General features: G+C 73.4%; 11 protein-coding genes and 1 pseudogene. 6 read left to right on the forward strand and 6 right to left on the reverse strand.

Features of this window, described 5'->3' with window-relative positions; all coding sequences use genetic code 11:
- Window positions 1-29: 29 nt before the first annotated feature.
- Window positions 30-758, forward strand: a pseudogene (locus tag J116_RS03455) (hypothetical protein); the annotation flags it as partial.
- Window positions 759-1,072: 314 nt separating this feature from the next.
- Here J116_RS03455 and J116_RS03460 read toward each other — a convergent pair.
- The gene (locus J116_RS03460) at window positions 1,073-1,270 is read right to left on the reverse strand and encodes a hypothetical protein (protein WP_023590746.1); all 198 of its coding nucleotides are present in this window, start codon (window positions 1,268-1,270) and stop codon (window positions 1,073-1,075) included.
- A 364-nt stretch (window positions 1,271-1,634) separates the two neighbouring features.
- Between J116_RS03460 and J116_RS03465 the strand changes: the two genes are divergently transcribed.
- On the forward strand, window positions 1,635-2,828 hold the full coding sequence (locus J116_RS03465) for a L,D-transpeptidase (protein ID WP_023590745.1): 1,194 nt from the start codon (window positions 1,635-1,637) through the stop codon (window positions 2,826-2,828).
- A 183-nt stretch (window positions 2,829-3,011) separates the two neighbouring features.
- Window positions 3,012-4,601, forward strand: coding sequence for a CocE/NonD family hydrolase (locus J116_RS03470; RefSeq protein WP_023590744.1), 1,590 nt, complete (start codon window positions 3,012-3,014; stop codon window positions 4,599-4,601).
- A gap of 159 nt (window positions 4,602-4,760) precedes the next feature.
- Here the strand turns inward: J116_RS03470 and J116_RS03475 are convergent, their stop codons facing one another.
- The 4 genes from J116_RS03475 to pcaDC form a co-directional block, all read right to left on the reverse strand.
- Window positions 4,761-5,204: a DUF6278 family protein gene (locus J116_RS03475; RefSeq protein ID WP_023590743.1), complete on the reverse strand. Its 444-nt coding sequence runs from the start codon at window positions 5,202-5,204 to the stop codon at window positions 4,761-4,763.
- Between the two features lie 73 nt (window positions 5,205-5,277).
- Window positions 5,278-6,057 carry an exodeoxyribonuclease III gene (locus tag J116_RS03480; protein ID WP_023590742.1) on the reverse strand — a complete coding sequence of 260 codons (780 nt, stop codon included), beginning with the start codon at window positions 6,055-6,057 and terminating at the stop codon, window positions 5,278-5,280.
- 37 nt (window positions 6,058-6,094) lie between these two features.
- The gene (locus tag J116_RS03485) at window positions 6,095-6,730 is read right to left on the reverse strand and encodes an MBL fold metallo-hydrolase (protein WP_023590741.1); all 636 of its coding nucleotides are present in this window, start codon (window positions 6,728-6,730) and stop codon (window positions 6,095-6,097) included.
- A 60-nt stretch (window positions 6,731-6,790) separates the two neighbouring features.
- Window positions 6,791-8,083, reverse strand: coding sequence for a bifunctional 3-oxoadipate enol-lactonase/4-carboxymuconolactone decarboxylase PcaDC (pcaDC, locus tag J116_RS03490; protein WP_028964709.1), 1,293 nt, complete (start codon window positions 8,081-8,083; stop codon window positions 6,791-6,793).
- Between the two features lie 1,861 nt (window positions 8,084-9,944).
- Between pcaDC and J116_RS03495 the strand changes: the two genes are divergently transcribed.
- The gene (locus J116_RS03495; protein WP_023590739.1) at window positions 9,945-10,808 is read left to right on the forward strand and encodes a LysR family transcriptional regulator; all 864 of its coding nucleotides are present in this window, start codon (window positions 9,945-9,947) and stop codon (window positions 10,806-10,808) included.
- 81 nt (window positions 10,809-10,889) lie between these two features.
- Here J116_RS03495 and J116_RS03500 read toward each other — a convergent pair whose 3' ends face one another.
- Complete coding sequence (locus J116_RS03500) at window positions 10,890-12,464, reverse strand: MFS transporter (RefSeq protein ID WP_023590738.1); 1,575 nt, start codon at window positions 12,462-12,464, stop codon at window positions 10,890-10,892.
- A 97-nt stretch (window positions 12,465-12,561) separates the two neighbouring features.
- Here J116_RS03500 and J116_RS31185 point away from each other — a divergent pair, with 97 nt between their 5' ends.
- The gene (locus J116_RS31185; protein ID WP_023590737.1) at window positions 12,562-15,405 is read left to right on the forward strand and encodes a BTAD domain-containing putative transcriptional regulator; all 2,844 of its coding nucleotides are present in this window, start codon (window positions 12,562-12,564) and stop codon (window positions 15,403-15,405) included.
- Window positions 15,406-15,848: 443 nt separating this feature from the next.
- Window positions 15,849-23,093 carry an amino acid adenylation domain-containing protein gene (locus J116_RS03510; RefSeq protein ID WP_023590736.1) on the forward strand — a complete coding sequence of 2,415 codons (7,245 nt, stop codon included), beginning with the start codon at window positions 15,849-15,851 and terminating at the stop codon, window positions 23,091-23,093.
- Window position 23,094: the final 1 nt, after the last annotated feature.

Consider the following 23,094-nt stretch of genomic DNA (forward strand, 5'->3'; position numbering starts at 1 on the left):
GCGCGTCAGGAGCGCTAGCATGCGCCGCCATGGACCAGGACTTGTGGAACATCGTGCTCGGCGTGGCCGCCAGTGGGCTCAGCGCGTCACTCGGATGGCTGGGCCGGGCGGCGCTGGCCCGTCGTCGGCTCCGTCGCAAGCAGGGGTTCTTCGGGCTGCCGGGCGACTCCGACTGCCTGCTGGTGGTGAACCGGGAGGCGGGCGGCGAGGGTGTGCACCGCAACGACGTGTTCGCGCTGCTGGAGCTGTCGGCGCTGATCCGCGACTGCGGCGCGCACGCGCGGATCGTCCGGCACGACCAGGCCGTGCAGGGCTTCGGGGACCGTACGGAGTTCTGCCTCGGCGGGCCCACGTCGAACCAGCGGATGCGGGCACACCTGCGCACCCTCCTGCCGGGGCTGGTCCTGGAGGAGTCCGCGGACCGGAGCCCGGACGTGTACCGGATCGGCGGGGAGGCGTACCGGGCGGAGCACGGGGTGAGCGAGTACGTCGTGCTGGCCCGGCTCACGGCGGGCGAGGGGCGGCGGCCGGTGTTCCTGTTCTGCGGGCAGAAGGCGGTCACGAACCAGGCGGCGACCCGCTATCTGGTGCGCCACCAGGAGGAGCTCGCCCGCCGGTACGGGCGCGGGCCGTTCGTCCTGCTGCTGAAGGTGGTGAACTCGGAGGCGTACGGCCCCGACGTGGTGGAGCTGGCGGCCGACGTCACGGGGGACGCCACCCGGCCGCCGGCCGCCCCGGTCCCGGTTCCGTCCCCGGCCGCCCCCGCGGACGACCACGCCCCGGAGGGGGCGGACGCGGCGGACGGGGGCCCGGCGGATACGGACGGGATGGCGCCGGGCCGGTCGGGCACGCGCCGCACGAGCACGCGCCGGACCGGCACGGGCCGGTCGGGCACGCGCCGCACCGGCGCGGGAAGCGACGCCTCCGGCGCGGGGGCGGACACCGGGGCGGGGGCGGACTCCCCGTAGAACCGCCCCGGAGGACGAACGGCCTCGCGGACCGGACGCCTCACAGAGCGGTCCCGCGCGCGGACCGGCCCCACGCGCGAGTGTCAGACGCCAGGCGTCAGACGTCAGGCGTCCGGGTTCTGGTACGTGATCTTCTGGTCCGAGTCGCCGTCGCGGTAGTAGCGGCCGCCCGCCGCGGCGAGCCCCGCGCAGTTCGACGCGGTCTCCTCCTGGCAGGCGTTCAGGGCGCGCGCCCCCGACACGGTCTCGGGGTCGCGGGCCCTCCACCCCTGCGGCGCGGACAGCTTGCCGGGGAGCTCCATCAGGGGCTGGTTTCTCGTCGAGGCTCAACGGCCGGCCGTCGTCTCGTGTCCAGTCCGCTCCCCCACCACCGCACGCGGTCAGTACGACCATCAGCGCGGCGACCCCAGCGATTCCCCGTTTGGCAGCGGCCACCGGACTTCCTTCCCCTCGACCATCAAAGTCGATCATGCACTCAGCCGTATGACGGCGTTCCGCCTCAACTCCGTTACCCAGAAGCGACTTTGGCGCAGCAGGTCCGCAACGGAGCGGCCCCGTGTCGGGCAGCTCACCTCATGTCTCCGCCAAATCCTCGGATCAGCGACAACCCTCCGGCCCCGTTTCCCCTCTCTCCCTGCGACAGAGAACGCATCGGAGGTTGTCCCGTTGAGCCGCACACGTGCCCGCATCCTGCTCCGCACCACCGCCCTCGCCGGTACCGCGGTTCTGACCGCGGCGCTGACCGCGTGCTCGGGCGGTGGCGGCGGGTCCTCGTCCGGTGACACCGGCGGGGAAGGCAAGGCCAGGCCGGAGACGCGCATCACCGTGAACCTGTCGGGCAAGCAGGCCAGGCCCGGCAGCCCCGTCGAGGTCACCCTCGCGGAGGGCAGACTGGCCCAGGTCACCGTCACCGACTCCAAGGGCGCCAGGCTGGACGGCAAGGTGTCCGCCGACGGCCGTACCTGGACGTCGGCCCGCAACGCCGCACCCGGCACCGGCTACTCGGTCGAGGCGCGCGACGCGAACGGCGGCACGGCGAAGGCCGAGTTCGCGACCGCCGCGCCCGAGAAGGTCAACAAGCTGACGCTCGCGCCCGGCAAGAACTCCACGGTGGGCATCGCGCAGCCGCTGTCGATCGTCTTCGACCACCCGGTCAAGAACAAGGCGGCCGTCGAGAGGGCCCTGAAGGTCACCACCTCGAACAACACCGAGGGCTCCTGGGGCTGGATGCAGGACTGGTCCGGCAAGGACCGGGTGGACTGGCGGCCCAAGGAGTACTGGAAGGCGGGCACGAAGGTGACGCTCGACGCCCAGCTGAACGGCGTCGATTCGGGCCCGGACGGCGGCTGGTTCGTCCGCGACTACGCGACCGGCTTCACCGTCGGCAGGAACCAGGTCGTCAAGGTGGACCTGGACAACCACCGGCTGAAGCTCGTCCGGGACGGGCTGGTCGTCAAGGACGTCCCCGTGTCGGGCGGCACGCCGGGCGGCGAGAAGGCGTCCTGGCGGGGCCGGACCGTGCTGATGTCGAAGGAGGGCACCATCAACATGCGCTCCGAGACGGTCGGCCTCGGCGACGCGTACGACAAGATGGTGGACTACTCGATGCGGCTGACCTGGTCCGGCATGTACGCGCACGCCGCGCCGTGGAACGCCAAGTACATGGGCAACGCCAACCGCAGCTCCGGGTGCATCGGCATGACCGACGGCAACGCCGCGTGGGTGTACGGGCAGGTGCAGGTGGGCGACCCGTTCGAGATCGAGGGCGCCGACACGAAGGGCACCCAGGCGGTCAACAACGGCTACGGCGAGTGGAACCTGTCCTGGAGCGAGTGGCAGGCCAAGAGCGCCCTGCGCTGAGCCGCCGTCCCCTCCCGCGCCGGCCGGTCCTCACGAGGCCGGCCGACGCGTGCGCCCATTGTTACCGTCACGTAACCAGCACGGGTGTTACCCCAGGTAAATCCAGGAGGTTACCGTCGGGTCACTTTCAACCACCGCTGACACGCGAGTGAGGAGTGACCCGTGGGACACGCGCGCACAGCCATGCGTACGGCGGCCGTCGGCACCGCCGCGGCCGTCCTGGCGACAGGGGCGGCCCTGGGGCCCGCCCCCGCCGCCACGGCCGGGACCGCCACCGGGCGGATCACCGTCACGGCCACCGCGGCGGAGGCGGCGGGCATCCGGTTCGTGGACATCGCGGGCGACGGCGGCACCGTCCTCAAGGCCAACGTCCTCACCCCCGCCGACGCCGACGGCACCCGCCGGTACCCGCTGGTCGTGCTGCCCACCAGCTGGGCGATGCCGCAGATCGAATACCTCGCCCAGGCGCGCGCCCTCGCCGACTCCGGGTACGTCGTCGTCAGCTACAACTCGCGCGGCTTCTGGCAGTCAGGCGGCCACATCGAGGTGGCGGGGCCGCCCGACGTCGCCGACGCCTCCAAGGTGATCGACTGGGCCCTCGCCCACACCCCCGCCGACCCCGGGCGCGTCGGCATGGCCGGAGTGTCGTACGGCGCCGGGATCAGCCTCCTCGCCGCCGCGCACGACCCGCGGATCAAGGCCGTCGCGGCGCTCAGCGGCTGGGCCGACCTCATCGACTCCATCTACAGCGGCCGCACCCAGCACCTCCAGGCCGCCGCCCTGCTCGGCGGCGCCGGATACCTCACCGGCCGCCCGAGCCCCGAACTGGAGCGCATCCTCGAAGCGTTCCTCTCCTCGGACCTGGAGCGCGAGCAGGAGATGATCGACTGGGGCCGTGAGCGCTCCCCCGCCACGTACATCGACCGGATCAACGCCAACGGCGCCGCCGTGATGCTCGGCAACGCCTGGGGCGACACGATCTTCCCGCCCAACCAGTACGCCTCCTTCTACGAGAAGCTCACCGGCCCCAAGCGCCTCGAACTGCGCCCGGGCGACCACGCCACCGCCGAGGCCACCGGCCTGTTCGGCCTGCCCAACGACACCTGGACCAGCACCCGCCGCTGGTTCGACCACCACCTCAAGGGCGCCGACAACGGCGTGGACCGGGAACAGCCCGTGCGTATCAAGTCCCGCACGTCCGGCGGCTACGAGGGCTACCCCGACTGGACAGCGGTCGGCGCCCGGGAGCGGCGCCTCGCGCTCGGCGGCGAGCAGACCGTCCGTACCGGCCTGGACTCCGGCGCCAACGGCGGCGTGGTCCTGCTGTCCAACGCCCTCGACCAGTTCCTCAAACTCCCGCCGACCGTGTCCGTGCCGCTGCTGCCCCGCTCGTACGCGGCCGTCTGGCAGTCGGAGCGGTACGCGACGGCGCAGCGCGTGCGCGGCACGGTGAAGCTCCACACGACGGTCACCGCCACCGCGAGCAGCGGAACCCTGGTCGCGTACCTGTACGACGTGGGGCCGCTCGGCGTCGGCAAGCTGGTGAGCAACGCCCCGTACACCTTCCACGGGCGGACGCCGGGCGAGCCGTTCACGGTGGACCTGGAGCTGTTCTCGACGGCGTACGACGTGCCCGCCGGGCACCGGCTGGCGCTGGTCGTGGACACCGCCGACCCGCTGTACATCGAGCACAACCCGGCCGGCGCGCGGCTGACCTTCTCCTCGCCGCCGTCCGACCCCTCGTACCTGTCGGTGCCGCTGCGCGCGGAGTGATCTCCGGCCGCTGCCGGGCCGTGCTGGAGACCTTCCTCCCCCCTTAGGAGGTGCCGGGGGGCCAGCGCAAACTATCCAGCGCGGAAAGGCACTTCACGTCCCGACACGGAAGTCGGGCAATAGCGGTATTTCATGATGAAGCGGGGCGGTACGGGCGTTCTAGCGTCCTTCTGCCGCCTCGCCGTACATCTGGGACAACTGCGGGGAGCCGGTGATCGCCCACTCCAGGCCCGCGCCCACCACGTCGATCTCCCGCCCGGAGGCCAGCCGGACCACGGCGCGGCCGCCGGGCAGCACGTCCCACACGGCGCCCGGCACGGTCCGCACGATCACCGTGCCGAGGTACAGGCCCGCGTCGTTGCCCAGCCACGGCAGCTCCTCGGGGTCCTCGCGCCAGCGGGGCGTCAGCTGGTCGAGCGCCTCCAGGGAGCGCGGTGTGTCGTCCAGGAGAACCCCTGCCTCCTCGGCCCGGGAGCGCAGCAGGGCGCACTCGGAGAGCAGTCCCGCCACGCCCTCCGGGTCCCTCTCGAAGGCGGAGGCGAGGGTCGTGCTCCGTCCGCCGTCGCGCCGCTTGCGCCAGGAGTCCAGGAAAGGGATGTTCATACGGCCCAGCGTGACACCCCGCGCGGCCCCGCACTACAGGACGCGCGGGGCCCCCGCCGGGCCGGGGGCGCTGTCACACGTCGAGGTCCACGACGACGGGGGCGTGGTCGGACGCGCCCTTGCCCTTGCGCTCCTCCCGGTCCACGTAGCCGTCCTTGACGGCGTCGGCGAACGGCTTGTTGCCGTACACGAGGTCGATGCGCATCCCGCGGTTCTTGGGGAAGCAGAGCTGGCGGTAGTCCCAGTACGTGAACGGGTGGTCGTACTTGAGGGGGCGCGGCACGATGTCCGCGAGGCCGGTGCCGCGCAGGCCCTCCAGCGCGGCCCGCTCAGGCGCCGTGACGTGCGTGGAGCCCTCGAAGAAGGAGCGGTCCCACACGTCGTCGTCGGTGGGCGCGATGTTGAAGTCGCCGAGCACGGCGAAGGGGCGCGGGCCAGCGGCGTCGCCCGCTACGGCGGCCTGGAGGGCCTCCAGCCAGCGGAGCTTGTAGGCGTAGTGGTCGTGGGCGACCTCCCGGCCGTTCGGCACGTACACCGACCAGACCCGGACGGGGCCGCAGGTCGCGGCGATCGCCCGCGGCTCCTGCACGCCCTCGTACTCCGGTCCCCCGGGCAGGCCCGTGACGATGTCGTCCAGGCCGACCCGGGAGACCAGGGCCACGCCGTTCCACCGGCCCGTGGCGTTCACCACCGACTCGTAGCCGAGCTCGCGCAGCTCGGCGGCGGGGAACTGCTCGGCGGTGCACTTGGTCTCCTGGACGCACAGCACGTCCGTGCCGCTGCTCTCCAGCCAGGCCAGCAGGCGGGGCAGCCGAGCGGTGATCGAGTTGACGTTCCAGGTGGCGATACGCATGTCGGACAGCCTAACGGCGGGGTACGACAACGGGCCCTCACAGCTCCGTGTACGCCCCCGGGGTCAGCCGCCGGTGGTCCGTGCCGCCGAGCGCGCCGATCTGCCGGTCGTAGATGGGCCGGGCGATCGGGGTGAGCAGCGCGTCGTGGATGTCGATGGCCCGCCGCGGCTTGACCTCGCGGACGTAGTCGATGACCTCGGAGATCTTGTTCCAGGGGGCGTGGACGGGGAGGAACAGGGTTTCGACGGGCCGTCCGGGGACGGTGAGGGCGTCGCCGGGGTGGAAGACGGCGCCGTCGTCGATCAGGAAGCCGATGTTCGTGACGCGGGGGATGTCCGGGTGGATCACGGCGTGCAGTTCGCCGTGCACCTCCACGTCGAAGCCCGCGGCGGTGAGGGTGTCGCCGTCGCCGACGGTGTGGACGCGCCCGGGGAAGGCGGCGGAGAGCTGCTCGGCGACGCTGCGCAGCGTCCAGATCTCCGCCGCGGGGTTGGCCTCCATGCCCGCGCGCAGCTGGGCCCCGTCGAAGTGGTCGGGGTGTTCATGGGTGACGAGGATCGCGTCGGCGCCGAGCGCCGCGTCCTGCTCGGTGAACCCGCCCGGGTCGATGACGAGGGTCTGTCCGTCCTTCTCCAGCCGTACGCAGGCGTGCGCTTTCTTGGTCAGCTTCATGCCCCCATCCTGCCCTGCGGGGCCCGAGTCCCCGTGCGGGAGCGGTCGGTTTCGGTGGGATCAGGGCTCCAGGGTGGTCTCCTCGCGGATGACCCGGGCGGCGACGCGGAAGGCCGCGTTGGCGGCGGGTACGCCGCAGTACACGGCGGCCTGGAGGAGGATCTCGCGGATCTCGGTGGGGGTCAGCCCGTTGCGGAGGGCGGCGCGGGTGTGGACGGCCAGATCGTCGAGGTGGCCCCGGGCGGTGAGCGCGGTGAGGGCCACGCTGCTGCGGGTGCGGCGGTCGAGGCCGTCGCGGGACCAGACCTCGCCCCACGCGTACCGGGTGACCAGCTCCTGGAAGTCGCGCGTGAAGTCGTCGGCCGAGTCGAGGGCGGCGTCCACATGGGCGTCGCCGAGGACCTCCCGGCGCAGCTTCAGGCCCGGCTCGTACGGGTCGGGGCGGTGCGGGGCGGGCGGCGCGGCGGGCGCGGGGACCTGGGCGGGCTGCGCGTCGGGCACCGGGGCGGCGACCGGGCCCGGGGCGAAGGCGGTGGGCGTCTGGGGCGGCACGGGCACGTCGGCGAGGGTGTCCTGCCAGGACGCGGCGAAGTGCCGTACGAGCAGGTCGGTGACGGCCGCAGGCTGCTCGACGGGGGCCAGGTGGGCGGCGGCGGGGACGACGGCGAGCCGCGCGTCGGGGATGCCCGCGACGAGCGTGCGGGCGGCGGCGGGCCCGGCCACGCGGTCGTCGGAGCCGACCAGGACGAGGGTGGGGACGCCGATCCTGGCGAGGTCGGCGCGGACGTCGAACGCGGCGAGGGCCTCGCAGGCGGCGATGTAGCAGCCGGGGTCGGTGGTGCGGACCATCTGGACGGCCCAGTCCACGATGGCGGGCTGGGCGGCGGCGAACGCCGGGGTGAACCACTGCTCCGGGGTGAGGCGGGCCATCGGGTCCATGCCGTGGGCTCGGACGACGACGCCGCGCTGCCGGTACTCGTCGGCGGTGCCGAACCGGGGGGACGCGCCGACCAGGGCGAGCGAGGCGAGCCGCTGCGGGGCGCGCAGGGCGAGGTCCGCGCCGACGGCCGCGCCGAGCCCGGCACCGGCGTACCCGAACCGCTGGACGCCGAGCGTGTCAAGGGTGGTGAGGAGCCGGTCGGTGAGCCCGGCGGCGGAGGCGACCGGTTCGGCGGGGGAGCCGCCGTGGCCGGGCAGGTCGAAGCGGAGCACGCGGTGCCGCGCGGTCAGCTCCGCGATCTGCCGGTCCCACATGTGCCAGGTCGCGCCGAGGGAGGGCCCGAGGACCAGAACGGGCGCGTCCGCCGGTCCGTCGGAGCGGTACTGCAAGGTGTCAGCCGTCTTCTCACTCACGCGCTCACGCTCCCACACCTCACGAGCCGCCCCGCCCGCCGGGGCGCCCTCCACCCCTCCCCCCGGTACGCAGACCCGCCTAAGGCCGGAGCGCCGGTGCGGCTGCCGCTCCCCCCGCGGTCGCGGTGCGGGGTGCGGTCCGCCCGCCACGGCGGGGGTCCGGGTGCGGACGCCGCGGCGGGGGTTCGGCCCCGAACGCCGCCGTACGTCCGGTGCGGCGGGCCACGGGCGCGAGGGACATCGGACGGGCCGGCCCGCCGGGGGGCGTTCCCGGCCACGGCCGCAGGTGCCCGCGTGTGGGGACCGGGGACGCCGGCCGGGGCTCCGGGGGGCGGGCCCCGTCCGTGTCCGGCCGCCCGGATGCGCGGGCCCCGTCCGCTTTCGGGCGCCGCGTGCGTCTCGCGACGCCCTTCACGCCCCTTGATCCGGCGAGGGCGGCGCAGTTCCCCTCCGAGCCCCCGGCCATCGCGACTTGTGGCCGTGACCAGGCGCCAGCGCAGGTCAGAGCCGTACGCGGGCCGGAGGAGGCCGTCGGGATGTATCAGGTGGTCCCGGGCGGGGCCCCTTTCCCCCGCCTGGGCGCCTCGGCCACTGGCTTCCCGCCACTCGCCGCGAGGCGGCCCCAGCGGCGGCACGCTCCGTTTCGCCCCACGGTCCTCTCGCCACCTGCGGGTATCCCCCGCCCGCCACATTCCCCCCTCCGGCCTCGTCCTCGCTGCGGCCAGATATGTATCAGCCCTTCGATGACGTGCTGTTGAAGCCGCAAAAATCACCCATCACACTGATAACCGTGGCCGCCATTGGCATGTGGCAACGGCAAGACCAAGCCGTCGTCTCTTATTTGTTGACAATCGTTTTCCCATCCGTACTCATTGCCGGAATCCGCATGCTCCTCGCACGCCCGAAGGCATCCGATTCGGCCACCGGCACACGGCCGTTTCACCGTGGGAAGCGTCACGCCGTGAACGACGCACGGCCCCGGACGGAAACCGCATCCGAAGTCGGCCACGAGAAACCGCCTGCCCGGCGGAAACAGCGCCTCCACGCGTTTCCGGCGTCGTGCGGGATCCCTCGGAAGTTCCCGGGGAATCCAGCCTGTTGCGGTCCGCCCCCGCCTGCGTGCGGGGCACGGGAGCGGCCCCTTTCCCGATGCCCCACGGCGCCGCCCGGCGCCGCCACCCACCCGGCATGGACGGTCACGCGGTGCGGAAGGGGGGCCCGCGCGGCGCCGGGTCCGGCTTCCTGAGGCAGGTGGGTGCCCGGTCGCGTCCGTCGTCTCGCGACCGGGTCGCGGTGCGCGGCGCACCGGCCCGTCTCTCCAGTTGGGGGGCTCACCCGGCACGTGCCCGGCGTCGCGGCCCCTGGCGCGGCCGCGCGTCGCTGAACGGTTTCACGAGCGGGCTCGCGCCGGCGGTCGGCGCCGATATGCCGAGGCGAGCCCGGGGCCCGGCCCCCGCTGATCACCGTACTCGTCCTCGGATCGGCTTTCGTCACGCGAACGGGAAGAGAAATGTGCAGAAGGCTCGATCCACCGTGCCGCACCGGACGGCCGGACACGCTCGGAACGTCTCAGGGACCGACGGCTCCCCGCTTTTGCGCCGCGCGGACCGCGCACGCCCCGCTCGGCGCGCGGAGCGCCCGGAGAAGGAGGCGGGGCTGCCTGGCGCCCGGCAGTCCGCCGCTGGAACGCCTTTCCGGCCCCTTTCGCACCGCGCTCCCCGCCGGATCCCGGCGGCCCCCTCCCCGCAACTGACGAAGGGCCCGTTCTTCAGGTGCCACCGCTCCCGGCCCGCGTCCCGTTTCACCCCGGCACGGCCACCACGCACTCCCCCGACTTCCTCCACGAAAGGTAACCGGCGTCATGACTGTCGGCATTCACCACTTGAGAACGTTCCTGATGGCGATCGACGAGGGCAGCATCTCGAAGGCCGCCGCCCGGCTGCACATGGCGCAGTCCGCCGTGTCCCGCAGGCTGGCCGAGCTGGAGCGCCATGTGAAGCAGCCCCTGCTGGAGCGCTCCGCGGAAGGGGTGCAGCCGACGGTGGCCGGGAAGATGTTCTGCGCCAAGGCCGACGCCGCGGTCACGGCGTTCGACGACGCCATGCGCTCGGACCTGCACCGGGTGCGCGCCCTGCGCGTCGGCTACGCATGGTCGGCCGCGGGCGCGTACACCAGCGCGATACTGCGCCGCTGGCAGGAGATGAACCCCGACGTCCTGGTGCGCCTGAAGCGGGTCGACGACCCGGCGGGCGGGCTGACCAGCGGTCTGTCGGATGTGGCCATCATGCGCACCCACGCCCGGCGCCGGGGCCTCAGGGAGGAGCTTCTGGTGATGGAGCCACGCGTCGCCGCCGTCTCGGTGGATAACCCGCTCGCCGCGAAGGGCGAAGTCCGGCTGCACGACCTCACCGACTACGCCCTCGTACTCAACTCCTTCTCGGGCACCACCAACCTCGACCTGTGGCAGGAAGGCCGGCAGCCCGTGGTGGCGGTGGAGGTGGACACCATCGACGACTGGCAGACCTACATCGCCGCCGGTGTGGGTATCGGTGTGACACCGGCCTCCACCGCCTGGATGCACCCCCACACGGAGCTCAGATACCTCCCCATTCGTGACGCCCCTCCCGTGCCCGTCTACCTGGTCTGGGCGTGCAACAACCAGCATCCGGCGCTGCGCTCCTTCATCCAGGTGGCGCGGACCGTGGTCGCGGAGGTCGCCGAGTAGCCGGGGGCCGGGCCCGCGCGCGCCGCCCCGTACCGGCGTCACCGCCCGCCGCCGGGGCGGCGCGGGGCCGCCCGGCCCCGGTCACACCCGCGATTCGGCGGCTTCCGACGGGACGGCGGCGGGGTCGGGGCCGGCCTCGGCCTCGTCGCCCCCGATCACGCCGACGTGCCGCAGCACGACGGCGGACAGGAAGGACAGCACCAGGGTGCACACCGCGGCGACGAGCATGGCGGTGTTCAGCCCTGAGGTGGCCGCCTCCTTTGCCTGGTCGAGCCAGCCCGCGGGCATCAAGTGCGCCGACGAGGTGGCGCCGGCGATGCTGTCGCCCGCCGCTTCAGCCACCTCCGGCGGGGTGCCGACGGGGATCTGGTCGCCGATCCTGCTGCGGTAGACCGCGGTGGCCAGGCTGCCCAGGATCGCCACGCCGAGCGCGAGGCCGAGCTCCTGCACGGTCTCCGACATCGCCGAGGCGGATCCGGCCTTCTCCGGCGGCGCCGCCCCGACGACCAGGTCCGTGCCCAGCGCCGCGATCGCGCCCAGTCCGAGGTAGACGAGGCCGAAACCGATCACCATCTGCACGACGCCGCCCGAGGCGTCCACCTGGGTGAGCAGCAGATAGCCGACCATGGACAGGGCCAGCGTGGCAGCCACCACGATCCCCGGCGGCACCCGCCGCGATACCAGCGGGGCCCCGATCGCGGCGAGGAACATCAGCAGCGCGGGCGGCCCCATCCACAGGCCGGCCTCGATGGGGGGCAGCCCCTCCACGAGCTGGAGCTGCTGGGTGATCAGCAGCATCGAGCCGCCGACCCCCACGAGGCCGACGAGCAGGACGCTCAGCGCGGCGCTGAAGGTGCGGTTGGTGAAGAGGCGCACGTCGAGCAGCGGGCTCGCCAGCCGTCCCTGGCGCCGGACGAACAGCACGGCGAAAACCAGGCCGATCACCGTCGCGGCGATCGTGGGCACGTCCGCGCCGTCCTTGGCGAACCGCTTCACGGCGTAGATCACCGGCAGGATCGCGATCAGCGACAGCGCGACGCTGAGCAGGTCGAACCGGCCGCTGTGCGGCGCCCGGTACTCGGGGATCAGGACCGGCGCGGCCACCAGCAGCACGACGGCGACCGGGACGGCGAGGAGGAACGCCGCACCCCACCAGAACTGGTTCAGCAGCGCGCCGCCCACCACCGGCCCCAGCGCCATACCGAGGGCGAAGCTGGTCGCCCAGACGCCGATCGCCAGCGAGCGCTGGCGCAGGTCGGTGAACATGTTGCTGATCAGGGCCAGCGTGGAGGGCATCAGCGTGGCACCGGCGACGCCCAGGGCGGCGCGCGCGGCGATGAGCATCTCCGCGCTGGTGGCGTAGGCGGCGAGCACGGAGACGGCACCGAAGGCGGCGGCGCCGAGCATCAGCAGCTTGCGGCGGCCGATCCGGTCGCCCAGTGTGCCCATGGTGATCAGGAAACCGGCGATCAGGAAGCCGTAGGCATCCATGATCCACAGCTCTTGGGTGCCGCTCGGCCGCAGGTCCTCCGCCAGCGAGGGGAGGGCCAGGTACAGCACGGTGACGTCGAGGCCCAGGAGCACGGTGGGCAAGGAGAGGACGGCCAGCCCTCCCCACTCCCGCGCACCGGCTCTACGTACGGTCGATGTGCTCATGGCACTCCCTGCGTTTTCGAGTCTGACAGCCTGCTGTGCCACCATGCCGACCGTCACGCACGATTTCCTGAGGGTCACTCGGAGATACACTGCGACCATGCGTTACGGGGTGCTCGGCCCGCTGGCCGTCTGGGACGCCGGGGAGCGGCCGGTCAAGGTCCCCGAAGCGAAGGTTCGCGCCCTGCTGGCGAACCTGCTGGCGCACGGCGGCGGACCCGTCCCCGCGGACCGGCTGATCGAGGACCTGTGGGCGGGCAACCCCCCGGGAGGGTCGGCCAACACCCTGCAGACGAAGGTCTCCCAGCTGCGCCGTGTGCTGGGGCGGGACCAGGTGGTCCGCGAGCCCGCCGGGTACCGGCTGCTGCTCACCGGTCACGAGGTGGACGCGGCGCGCTTCCAGGAGCTCGCCGAGCGCGCCCGCTCGCACCGGGAGCCGGCGGTGAGGAGGCGCCTGTTCGCCGACGCGCTCGCGCTGTGGCGGGGCCCGGCCTACGCCGATGTGGCCGAGTTCCTGTTCGCCCGCGGTGAGATAGCCCGCCTGGAGGAGCTGCGCCTCACCGTCGTGGAAGAGCAGGCCGAGGTGCGCCTGACCCTGGGGGAGCACACCTCGCTGGCGGCGGAGCTGGGCGAGCTGGTGGCGCGGCACCCGCTGCGCGAGCGGCTGCGCATGGCCCACATGCGCGCCCTGTACCGGGCCGGGCGGCAGGGCGACGCGCTGCAGAGCTTCCAGGAGCTGCGGTCCCAGCTCTCCGAGGAGCTGGGGGCGTCCCCGGGCCCGGCGATCTCCGCGCTGCACGAGGCGATCCTGCGCCAGGAGCCGCAGCTGGCCGCACCCGCCGTCACGTCGCTGTCGTGCCGTACCAACCTGCCCGCCCCGCTGACCCCGCTGGTCGGCCGCCGGGAGGCGGTCGGCGAGGTGCGGGCGCTGCTGAGTCCGGGCGCGCACACCCGCCTCGTCACGCTCACCGGTCTGGGGGGAGTCGGCAAGACGCGACTGGCGATCGCCGCCGCGCGCGACATGGCCGAACGGTTCGCCGACGGGGTGTGGCTGGTCGAACTCGCCGGTCTGGGGGCAGCGTCCACCCCGGACGACATCGCCGAGCGGGTCATCACCACCCTGGGACTGTGCGACACCGCGGCCACGGAACCGGACCTGGACGACCTGGTGGGGTGGCTGTGCCAAGCGGTGGCCGACAAGCACCTGCTGATCCTGCTCGACAACTGCGAACACCTCGTCGAACCGGTCGCCGTGCTCGCGGGCGCCGTCCTGTCGGCGGTGCCCGCGGGGCATCTGCTTGTCACCAGCCAGGAAGCGCTGGGCATCCCGGGCGAGGTGGTGCGTCCGGTGCCTCCCCTGGCGCTGCCGGAGCGCACCGACCCGGAGGCGGTGGCCCGTTCCAGCGCCGTCGAGCTGTTCGTGGCACGGGCGGCGGCGGCGGCGCCAGGCTTCGTCCTGGACGCGGACAACGCGGCGTCCGTCTCGGCGATCTGCCGCCGCCTCGACGGCATCCCGCTCGCCCTGGAACTGGTGGCGTCACGGTTGCGCACGCTGAGCCCGGCCGAGCTGGCCGCCTCCCTCGACGACCGGTTCGCCCCGCCCGAGGTCCAGGTGCGGGGGCTTCCGGCGCGGCAGCGGACGCTGCGGGCCATGCTCGACTGGAGCTGGCAGCTGCTGGCCGTGGACGAGCGGACAGTGCTGCGGCGCCTCGCCGTGCACGCGGACGGCTGTACGCTGCCGTCCGCCGAAGCGGTCTGCTCGGGCCCGGACCTGGCCGCCGAGCGCGTCCCCGACCTGCTGTCCCGGTTGGTGGACCGCTCCTTGGTGGTTCGTGAGGCGGACCGGTTCCGGCTGCTCGAATCGGTGGCCGCCTACTGCGCCGAACGGCTGGCGGAGGCAGGCGAGGAGGCCATCGTCCGCGCGCGGTTCGTCCGCTGCCACACCGAGTTGGCCGAGCGGGAGAGCGAGCGGTTGCGCGGCCCGGACCAGCGGCGTTGTCTGGAGCGCCTGGACGCGGAGACGGTCAACCTGCGCCGCGCCCTGGACCTCGCGGTCAGCGGCCACGGCGCCGGATACGCGGTGCGGTTGGTGAACGCCCTGACGTGGTACTGGTTCCTGCGCGGCCGGCTCACCGAGGCCCGCAGGTCGCTGCAGACCGCGCTGGCCGCCGACGGCGAGGCCCCTCCCGCCGCGCTTGTGACGGCGCGTGCCTGGCTGACCGGCATCGAGCTGCGCACGTCGTCGGCCGCCGCGGCGTCGGTCCCGGCGGGCGGGGACCCGACGGCAGGGATCGACGATCCGGTGCTGCGGGCCCGGCTGCAGTGGTTCGTCGGTACCGGTCTGACCGGTCACGGCCGCCGCCGCGACGGGGTGCGCCTGGTGGAGGCGAGCCTGGCCGGCGCGCGGGCCGCCGGGGACCGCTGGGGCGAGGCCGCGGCGCTGGTGGAGCTGGCGGGCCAGGCCCCGGAACGGGGCGAGTGCCACGCGGAGCTGGGCGCCGCGCTGTTCCAGGAGGTCGGCGACCGATGGGGGCAGCTTCGGGCCACCCGGTCGCTGGCGCTCACGGCCGAGCACGACGGCGACCACGCGCGGACCGAGCGGCTGCACCGCGAGGGCCTGGTCGTGGCCGAGGAGCTGGGGCTGTGGACCGAGGTGGTCGAGGCACTGACCTGGCTCGGCAGGACCGCCCTGGCGGGCGGCCACGCCGGGCGGGCCGCGGAGCTGTACGAGCGCGCGCTGTCGGTGTCGGCCGAACGGGCCTACAGCCGGGGCGAGGTGCGCGCCGAGATCGGGCTGGGGCTCGCCGCGCGGCTGCGCGGCGACCGGAACGCCGCGCGGCGGCACCTGAACCGGGCGCTGGCCAAGAGCCGTTCGTCCGGCCACGCCCCCGACGCCGACGCCGAGGTTGCGCTGGCGGAACTGGACCTCGTCGCCCGGACGTGACCCCTGGCGGCCCGCGGCCGTCCCTCCTGCTCCCGGCAGTACCCGCCACTTCCCGGCCGCACCGAGGTCCCGGCCGCCCTGCCGACCCCGCCGGCCCGCTGCCCGGCGGCCGCCGTCGGCCCCCGTGGCTCTCCCCTGCCCGCGGTGGCCGGGCGCTCGGGCCGCCCCTCCCTGCCCCGGCGGGCGACCTGGACGCGGGGCCGCGACCGGCTCCGCCGCGCGTGCCGCTCGCACGCCCCGTCCCGTAACCCCGTTCACGGCCGTACCCGCCCCGGCGCCCGGCCCCGCGCGGCGCGCCTTCTGGTCGCCGCCGGGCCACTACCCGTTTGCTCGCGGCCCTACTCGATCACGCAGTAGCCGCGTGAAACAGCCCTCACCTAGCCTGACCGAGCCGTTGTTTATTCGCGTACGAATGACAGGCGAAGGAGCGGAATTCAGTGGGGATGGCAGCTGAATCCAAGGCCCTCGAACTGACCGGCTACCAACGGGACATATGGGCGGCCGAAGCGCGTTCACCGGGAAACTGCCAATTCAACGTACTGGTCCACGAGCTGCTGGAGGGCTCCGTGGACCGGGAACTGCTCGGCGCGTGTCTGGTCCGTGCGCTGCGCGAGCACGACGCGTTCCGGTTGCGGTTCGGCGAGGACGACGCCGGGGTCCCGCGGGTTCGGCGGCTCCCGGAGGGGCCGGAGGACGGGCCGCCGTCGTTCGAGAGCGTCGATCTCTCCGGTGAACCGGACCCCCGCGCCGCCGCGCGGGCATGGTGCGAGCGGGAGCTGGGACGGCCGCTGGACGTCCGGAGCGGACCGCTGTTCCGGGCCGCCCTGGTCGTGGAGGGGCCGGCCGCCGTCCACCTCGTCCTGACCGCGCACCACATCGTGACCGACGCCTGGGCGCTGAACACGCTGACCCTGCGGATTCTCTCCGACTACCGTTCCCGCGCGGCGCGCGAAAACGGAATCGCGGTCGGCCGGCCGGAAACGGCGGCACCGGCGCGGCGTGCCGATCACCCGTCGCACTGGGAATCCCTTCAGGAATTTCACTCGCCGTCCGGCGAAGCGGAGGCCGACCAGGACCGGGCGTTCTACCGGAAATACCTCGACGGGGTCGCGCCCGCGCTGTTCTCGCGTTCCGGCACGACGCACCCCGGCCGCGGACGGCACTCCTTCTCCGTCGACGAATCGTTGGTGGAGCGCATCCTCGACGCGGGGGCCTCGCCCTTCCCGTACCTGCTCTCGGCGCTGGCGGTGTGCCTGGCTCGCGTCCACCAGGAGGACGAGGTCGTCCTCGGTGTGCCCTTCCTGAACCGCCGGACCGAGGAGGAGCGCGCGACCGTCGGCGAGTACGCCAACAACCTGCCGGTTCGGGTGTCGGTGGAGGGCGACCCGTCCCTGCTGGACCTCGCCGCCCACGTCCGCGCGCTGGTGGACGAGCTCAGGGAGCACGAGCGGCTGCCCTTCGGCGACATCCTGCGGCAGGCTCCGGCACGGGGCGCCGACGGCCGCCGGCTGTTCGACGTCACGGTCTCCTACCTGCGGTTCCCCCGGCCCCCGGAGATCCCCGGGGTGGACCGGACGACCACCATCATGGCCCCGGTCCACGCGGCCAACGCCCTGTCCGTGATGGTGCAGGCATTCGACGACGAGCCCGGTCTGCGCGTGGACCTCGACTACGCCGACGACGTGTTCGACGGCCACCTCACCGCCCAGGCACTGGCCGGGCACGTCGGGGAGCTGCTGCGCCACGGCCTCGACCAGCCGGAGGCGCCCGTCTCGGCGCTCCCCATGCTGACCGCCGGCGAGTACGAGGACATCGTGCACCGCCGCCAGGGCGCCCGGGTGCCCTACCCGCGGGAGAAGACGCTGCACGAGCTGTTCGCGGAGCAGGCCGCGCGCACCCCGGACCTGGCGGCCGTGGTGGACGACACCTCCGGCACCACCCTGACCTTCGCCCGGCTCGACCGGTTGTCCAACCAGGTCGCGCGGGCGCTGCGTGAGCGCGGGGTCGGCCCCGGCGAACGCGTCGCCATCCTCGCGGAGCGCGGTCCGGAGCTGCTCCCCGGCCTGCTCGGCATCCTCAAGGCGGGCGGCGCCTACGTGCCGATCGACCCGGGCTACCCGTCCGCGCGGGTCCGGCTGCTGCTGGAGGACTGCCGGCCGAAGCTGGTGCTGCGCGGCGGGGACGACGTCGCGGAGCCGCCCACCGGGACCCCGGTGCTCCGGATCTCCGACCTGTACACCGGTTCCGACGCCCCGCTCGGCCGCACCTCCCGCCCCGACGACGTCGCCTATGTCATCTACACCTCCGGGTCCACTGGACGCCCCAAGGGCGTCATGGTCGAACACCACTCGGTGGCGAACCGGCTCATGTGGATGCAGCTGCGCTACCCGATCGGTCCCGGGGACACGCTGCTGCAGAAGACGCCCATCTCGTTCGACGTCTCGGTGTGGGAACTGCTGTGGTGGGCCGTCCAGGGCGCCCGCGTGGTGCTGCTGCCGCCGGGCGGGGAGAAGGACCCGCGGCAGATCGCCCGGGTCGTACGCGAACACCGGGTCAGCGTCCTCCACTTCGTGCCGTCGATGCTCGGCCCGTTCCTCGACCTGCTGGAGGTTGATCCGGGCCGCCTCGGCGACGTCGGCTCGCTGCGCTGGGTGTTCTGCAGTGGTGAGGCGCTGCCGCCGGAGCGGGTCACCCGGTTCAACCGGGTCCTCGGCGGCGGGGACGCGCCCCGCCTTGTCAACCTCTACGGCCCCACCGAAGCCGCGGTAGACGTGTCGTACTTCGACTGCCCGCCCGCGTCCGAGGGGCCGGTCACCCGTGTACCGATCGGCCGCCCCGTGGAGAACACCACCCTCTACGTGCTCGACCGGGAGGGCCGCCCCCAGCCCGTCGGCGTCCCGGGCGAGCTGCACATCGGCGGGGTCCAGGTCGCCCGCGGCTACCTCGACCGGCCCGAACTCACCGCCGAGCGCTTCATCGAGGACCCGTTCAGCCCCGGGGGCCGCCTGTACCGCACCGGGGACCTGGCCCGCCTCCTCGCCGACGGCGACATCGAGTACCTGGGCCGCAGCGACGACCAGGTGAAGATACGAGGCAACCGCGTCGAGCTGGGCGAGGTGCGCAACGCGCTGGTCGCCCTGGACGGCATCCGCGACGCCGTGGTGATCGACCACCGGCCCGGCGGCGGACGGGGCCCGGTTCTCGTCGCCTACTGCACGGCCGACGGCGACCTCGACCCGGGCCAGCTGCGCGCGGCCCTCAGGGACACGCTGCCGGGGTACATGATCCCGTCGTACTTCGAACGGCTCGAGCAGCTCCCCCTCACCCCCAACGGCAAAATCGACCGCAAGGCGCTGCCGGCACCCTCCGCCGGCCTGCCCGACGACGAGGACGACGCGCCGCGCAACACCCGGGAGGCGGTGCTCGCGGACATCTGGGCGCAAGTGCTCGGCACCGACCGGGTCGGCGTCCACGCGGACTACTTCGTGATCGGCGGCGACTCGATCAGCATGCTGCGGGTGCGGGCGCTGGCGGAGAAGGCCGGCATCCGCTTCACGATGGACGACTTCGTCCGCAACCCCACCGTGGCGGCCCTTGCAGAGTGCGCCGAGGTCGCGGCCGACGCGCGGCCCGGCGACCGGAGCGTCTCGGCCGCGCTGCGCCCCTTCGGGCTGGTCTCCCACGTGGACCGGGCCCGCCTGGAGACGTACGAGGACGCCTATCCGGTCACCCGGCTCCAGCTCGGTCTGCTCTACCACAGCCGTGAGAAGCAGGACTCCGAGGTGTACAAGGACGTCTTCCGGTACAGCCTGGCCATGCCGTGGGAGGAGTCGGCATTCCGCGCCGCCTTCGACCGCCTCGTCCGGCGCCATCCGGTCCTGCGGTCGTCCTTCGCGCTCACCGGCTACTCCGAACCGCTCCAGATCGTCCGGCACACCGTCGAGGGCGGGCTGAGCGTGGACGACCAGCGGGGGGTGCCCGCCGACCGGGCGGAGGCGGCCATCGGCGAGCACGTCGCGCGGCGGCGCCGGTACGACTACCGCTTCGACCGCGCGCCCCTGTACCACTTCCGCGCGTTCGTCCTGCCCGACACGGTCGAGCTGGTCCTCAGCTTCCACCACGCCATCCTTGACGGCGGCAGCGTCGCCAACCTGGTCTCCGAACTCCTGCGGGACTACGGGCACCTGCTGGGGCTGGACCTCGACCCGGTGCCGGACACCGTGCCGCCCTCCGCCGCGCTGTACGTCGCCGAGGAGCGGGCGGCCGTCGAGGCGGACGAGAGCCGCGCCTACTGGCGGGACGCGCTGGCCGGGGCCGTACAGCCGCACCTGGAGAGCTTCCGGCCACACGAAGCGCCGGGCTCAGAGGAGCGGACGGAGTGCGATCTGACGCTGCCCGCCGATCTCGTCGGCGCCGTGCGCGCCACCGCGCGGGACCGGCGGGTCCCGGTGAAGGCGGTGCTGTTCGCCGCGCACGTCCTGCTGCTGCGCGCTTTCTCCGGCCGAACGGACGTCACCACCGGTCTGGTGGCCCACGGCAGGCCGGACACCGACGGCGCGGAACGCACCTGCGGGCTCTTCCTCAACACCCTGCCCCTGCGGTTCGCCGCGGAGGCCGACGCGTGGTTCGACGTCGTGCGGCAGGTGGTGGACCGGGAGCGGGAGAGCTATCCGCACCGGCGGGTGCCGCTCGCGGTCATCCAGGACGACCTGGGCCGTGCGTCGCTGGCCGACACCCTGTTCAACTACATCCACTTCCGTCAGCTCGGTGACGTCCTGCGGACACCGGGGATCGCCAGTCGCGGCTTCGCCGTCTGGGAGGAGACCAACTTCTCCCTGGTCGTCAACGCCATGGTGGACCCGGTGGACGAGAGCGTGCGGCTGCGCCTCGACTTCTCCGGCCGGTCGTTCACCCCCGCGCAGGGGCGGCTGTACACCGACGCGTACGTGCGGATCCTGCGCGAGCTCGCCGAGAAACCGGATGAGCCGGTCGACTTCGGCTTCCTCGCGCCCGCCCCCCGGGCCCCGCGCGCCGAGCGGCCCCGGACCGACGTGGTGCGCGCCTTCGAGGCCCGGGCGCGCCGCTCCCCGCAGGCCGAGGCGGTCGTCTCCGAGGATCTGACGTGGACGTACGCCGAGCTGGACCGGATCGCCACGCGCGTCGCCACCGGTCTGCTGGACTCCGGCGTGCGCCCCGGCGACCGGGTCGGCATCGCCATGGCGCGGTCGCCACAGACCGTCGCCGCGATGCTGGGCACCGCGAAGGCCGGATGCTCGGCCATGCCGCTGGACACCGCCTACCCGGTGGACCGGCTGCGGGCCATGGTGGAGCAGGGCGAGCCGGCCTGCGTCGTCGTGGACGAGCCGAACCGGCACCTCCTGGAGCCCACGGTTCCGATGGTGCCGTACGACTCCCTGGCCGCCACCAGCCGCACGGCGCCGCTGCCGGAGATCTCCGAGGACGACGAGGTGTACCTGCTGTTCACCTCGGGATCGACGGGCCGCCCCAAGGGCGTGTCGGCGCCGCACCGGTCGATGTCCAACCTGGTGGCGTGGCAGAACGGGATCCTCAGCACCGCGGAGGGCGCCCGGACCCTGCAGTACGCGCCGCTCAGTTTCGACGTCTCGTTCCAGGAGCTGTACGCCACCCTCTGCGGCGGCGGCACACTGGTCGTCGTCCGGGAGGAGCTGCGGCGGGACATGCCCGGACTGCTGCGGCTGATCGACCGGGAGCGCGTGGAGCGCGTACACCTGCCGTACGTGGCCCTCCAGCAGATGGCGGAGGCGTCCAACGCCCTCGGGCTGGTGCCGCGGGACCTGCGGGTGCTGTGCTCCTCGGGCGAGCAGTTCCGGATGACGGACGACATCCGGCGCTTCTGCGCCGCCCTCGACGGCCTGGTGCTCGACAACCACTACGGCCCCACCGAGACCCACGCCGCGGCCTTCTACGAGATGACCGGCGACCCGGACGCCTTCCCGGCGCTGCCCCCGGTCGGGCAGCCCGTCCACGGGGCCAGGCTGCTGGTCCTGGACGCACGGATGCGCCCGGTCCCGGTCGGGTGCCGGGGCGAGATCTACATCGGCGGCGCCGGTCTGGCCGACGGCTACGCGGGCCGGCCGGACCTGACGGAGGAGCGGTTCGTGCCCGGCCCGGACGGGGAGGGGCGGCTCTACCGGACCGGTGACGTCGGCATGGTCCTGCCGGACGGGAACGTGGTCTGCCTGGGCCGCGCGGACCGGCAGGTCAAGATCCGCGGCTACCGCGTGGAACCGGCGGAAGTCGAGCTGGTCGCCGCCGAGGCCGCGGCGGGCGACCCCGACGCCGTCTCCGACATCGCCGTGGTCGCACGGCGGGACCCGGCCGGCGAGGCCTTCCTCGCCGCCTTCCTGGTCGGCGACCCCGAGCGCGCGGACCTCGACGGACTGCGCAGGCACCTGCGCGGGAAGCTGCCGGAGTACATGGTGCCCCGGCACTTCGCCTGGCTGCCCGCCATCCCGCTCACGCCGAACGGCAAGCGCGACGAGGCCGCGCTGCGCGAGATGCCGCTCGCCGTCGAACGGCAGACCGGCCGCGTCGCACCGCGCGACGGCCACGAGCGTGCCCTCGCCGAGATGCTGGCCGACCTGCTCCAGCTGCCCGAGGTCGGCGTGCACGACAACCTGTTCGACCTCGGTGCCACCTCCATCACGGCGATGCGCCTCGTCGTCCTGATGGAGGAGCGCTTCGGCACCGTGATCCCGCTGTCGGACTTCATCGTGGCGCCGACCGTGGCCGAACTGGCCGGGCGGCTCCGCTCGGCGGGCGTGGCTGCACCCGGCTTCGACCCGCTCGTCGCGATCCGGCCGCAGGGCACCCGGCCGCCGCTGTTCTTCGCGCACCCCATGGGCGGCAACGTGCTCTGCTATGTGCCGTTCGCCAAGCACCTCCCCGACGACCAGCCCTTCTACGCCTTCCAGGCGGCCGGGGCGGATGTCGGCACGGAGCCGGTGCGCGGCATCGAAAGGCTCGCGGCCGGCTACGTCGAGGCGATGCGCCGGGTGCAGCCGACCGGTCCTTACCACCTCGGCGGCTGGTCCTTCGGCGGGTTCGTGGCCTTCGAGATGGCCCGCCAGCTCCACGCCGCGGGTGAGAGCGTCGGCTCCCTGGTCGTCCTGGACACGACGGCACTCAACCCGGAGCGGCAGCCCTGGACCGACGACGAGGCCCTACTCGGCTGGTTCTTCTGGGAGCTGCTCTGGCTCCAGCACGGCAGCGCCACGGCCGGAGACCTCCTGCCGCCCGGACTGACCACGCTGGACGAGAAGTTCGCGTACATGACGAGGCTGGCCATCGACGAGGGCGTGCTGCCCGCGGGCAGCGGCGACGCCGTCGTACGCCGGCTGTTCAAGGTGTACGAGGCGAACTGGCGCGCGGCCTTCGACTACCGGCCCGACACCGTCACCTTCGACCTGGTGCTCGTCAAGGCCAGGGACCCCCTGCCCGGAGTGCTGCTGGAGATGCACACGGCGATCGACAGCATGCACGCCGACCCGGCCAACGGGTGGCGGGACCGCACCACCGGCCGCCTCACCGTGGTCGAGGTCGAGGGCGACCACTTGACGATCATGGAGGAACCGCGGGTGTCCGGCATCGTCGGCACGGTTCTGAGGGCCATCGAACTCCGGACGAGCGAAAGCGGGCAGCGCTGAC

This window comes from Streptomyces thermolilacinus SPC6, assembly GCF_000478605.2.
GTDB lineage: Bacteria > Actinomycetota > Actinomycetes > Streptomycetales > Streptomycetaceae > Streptomyces > Streptomyces thermolilacinus.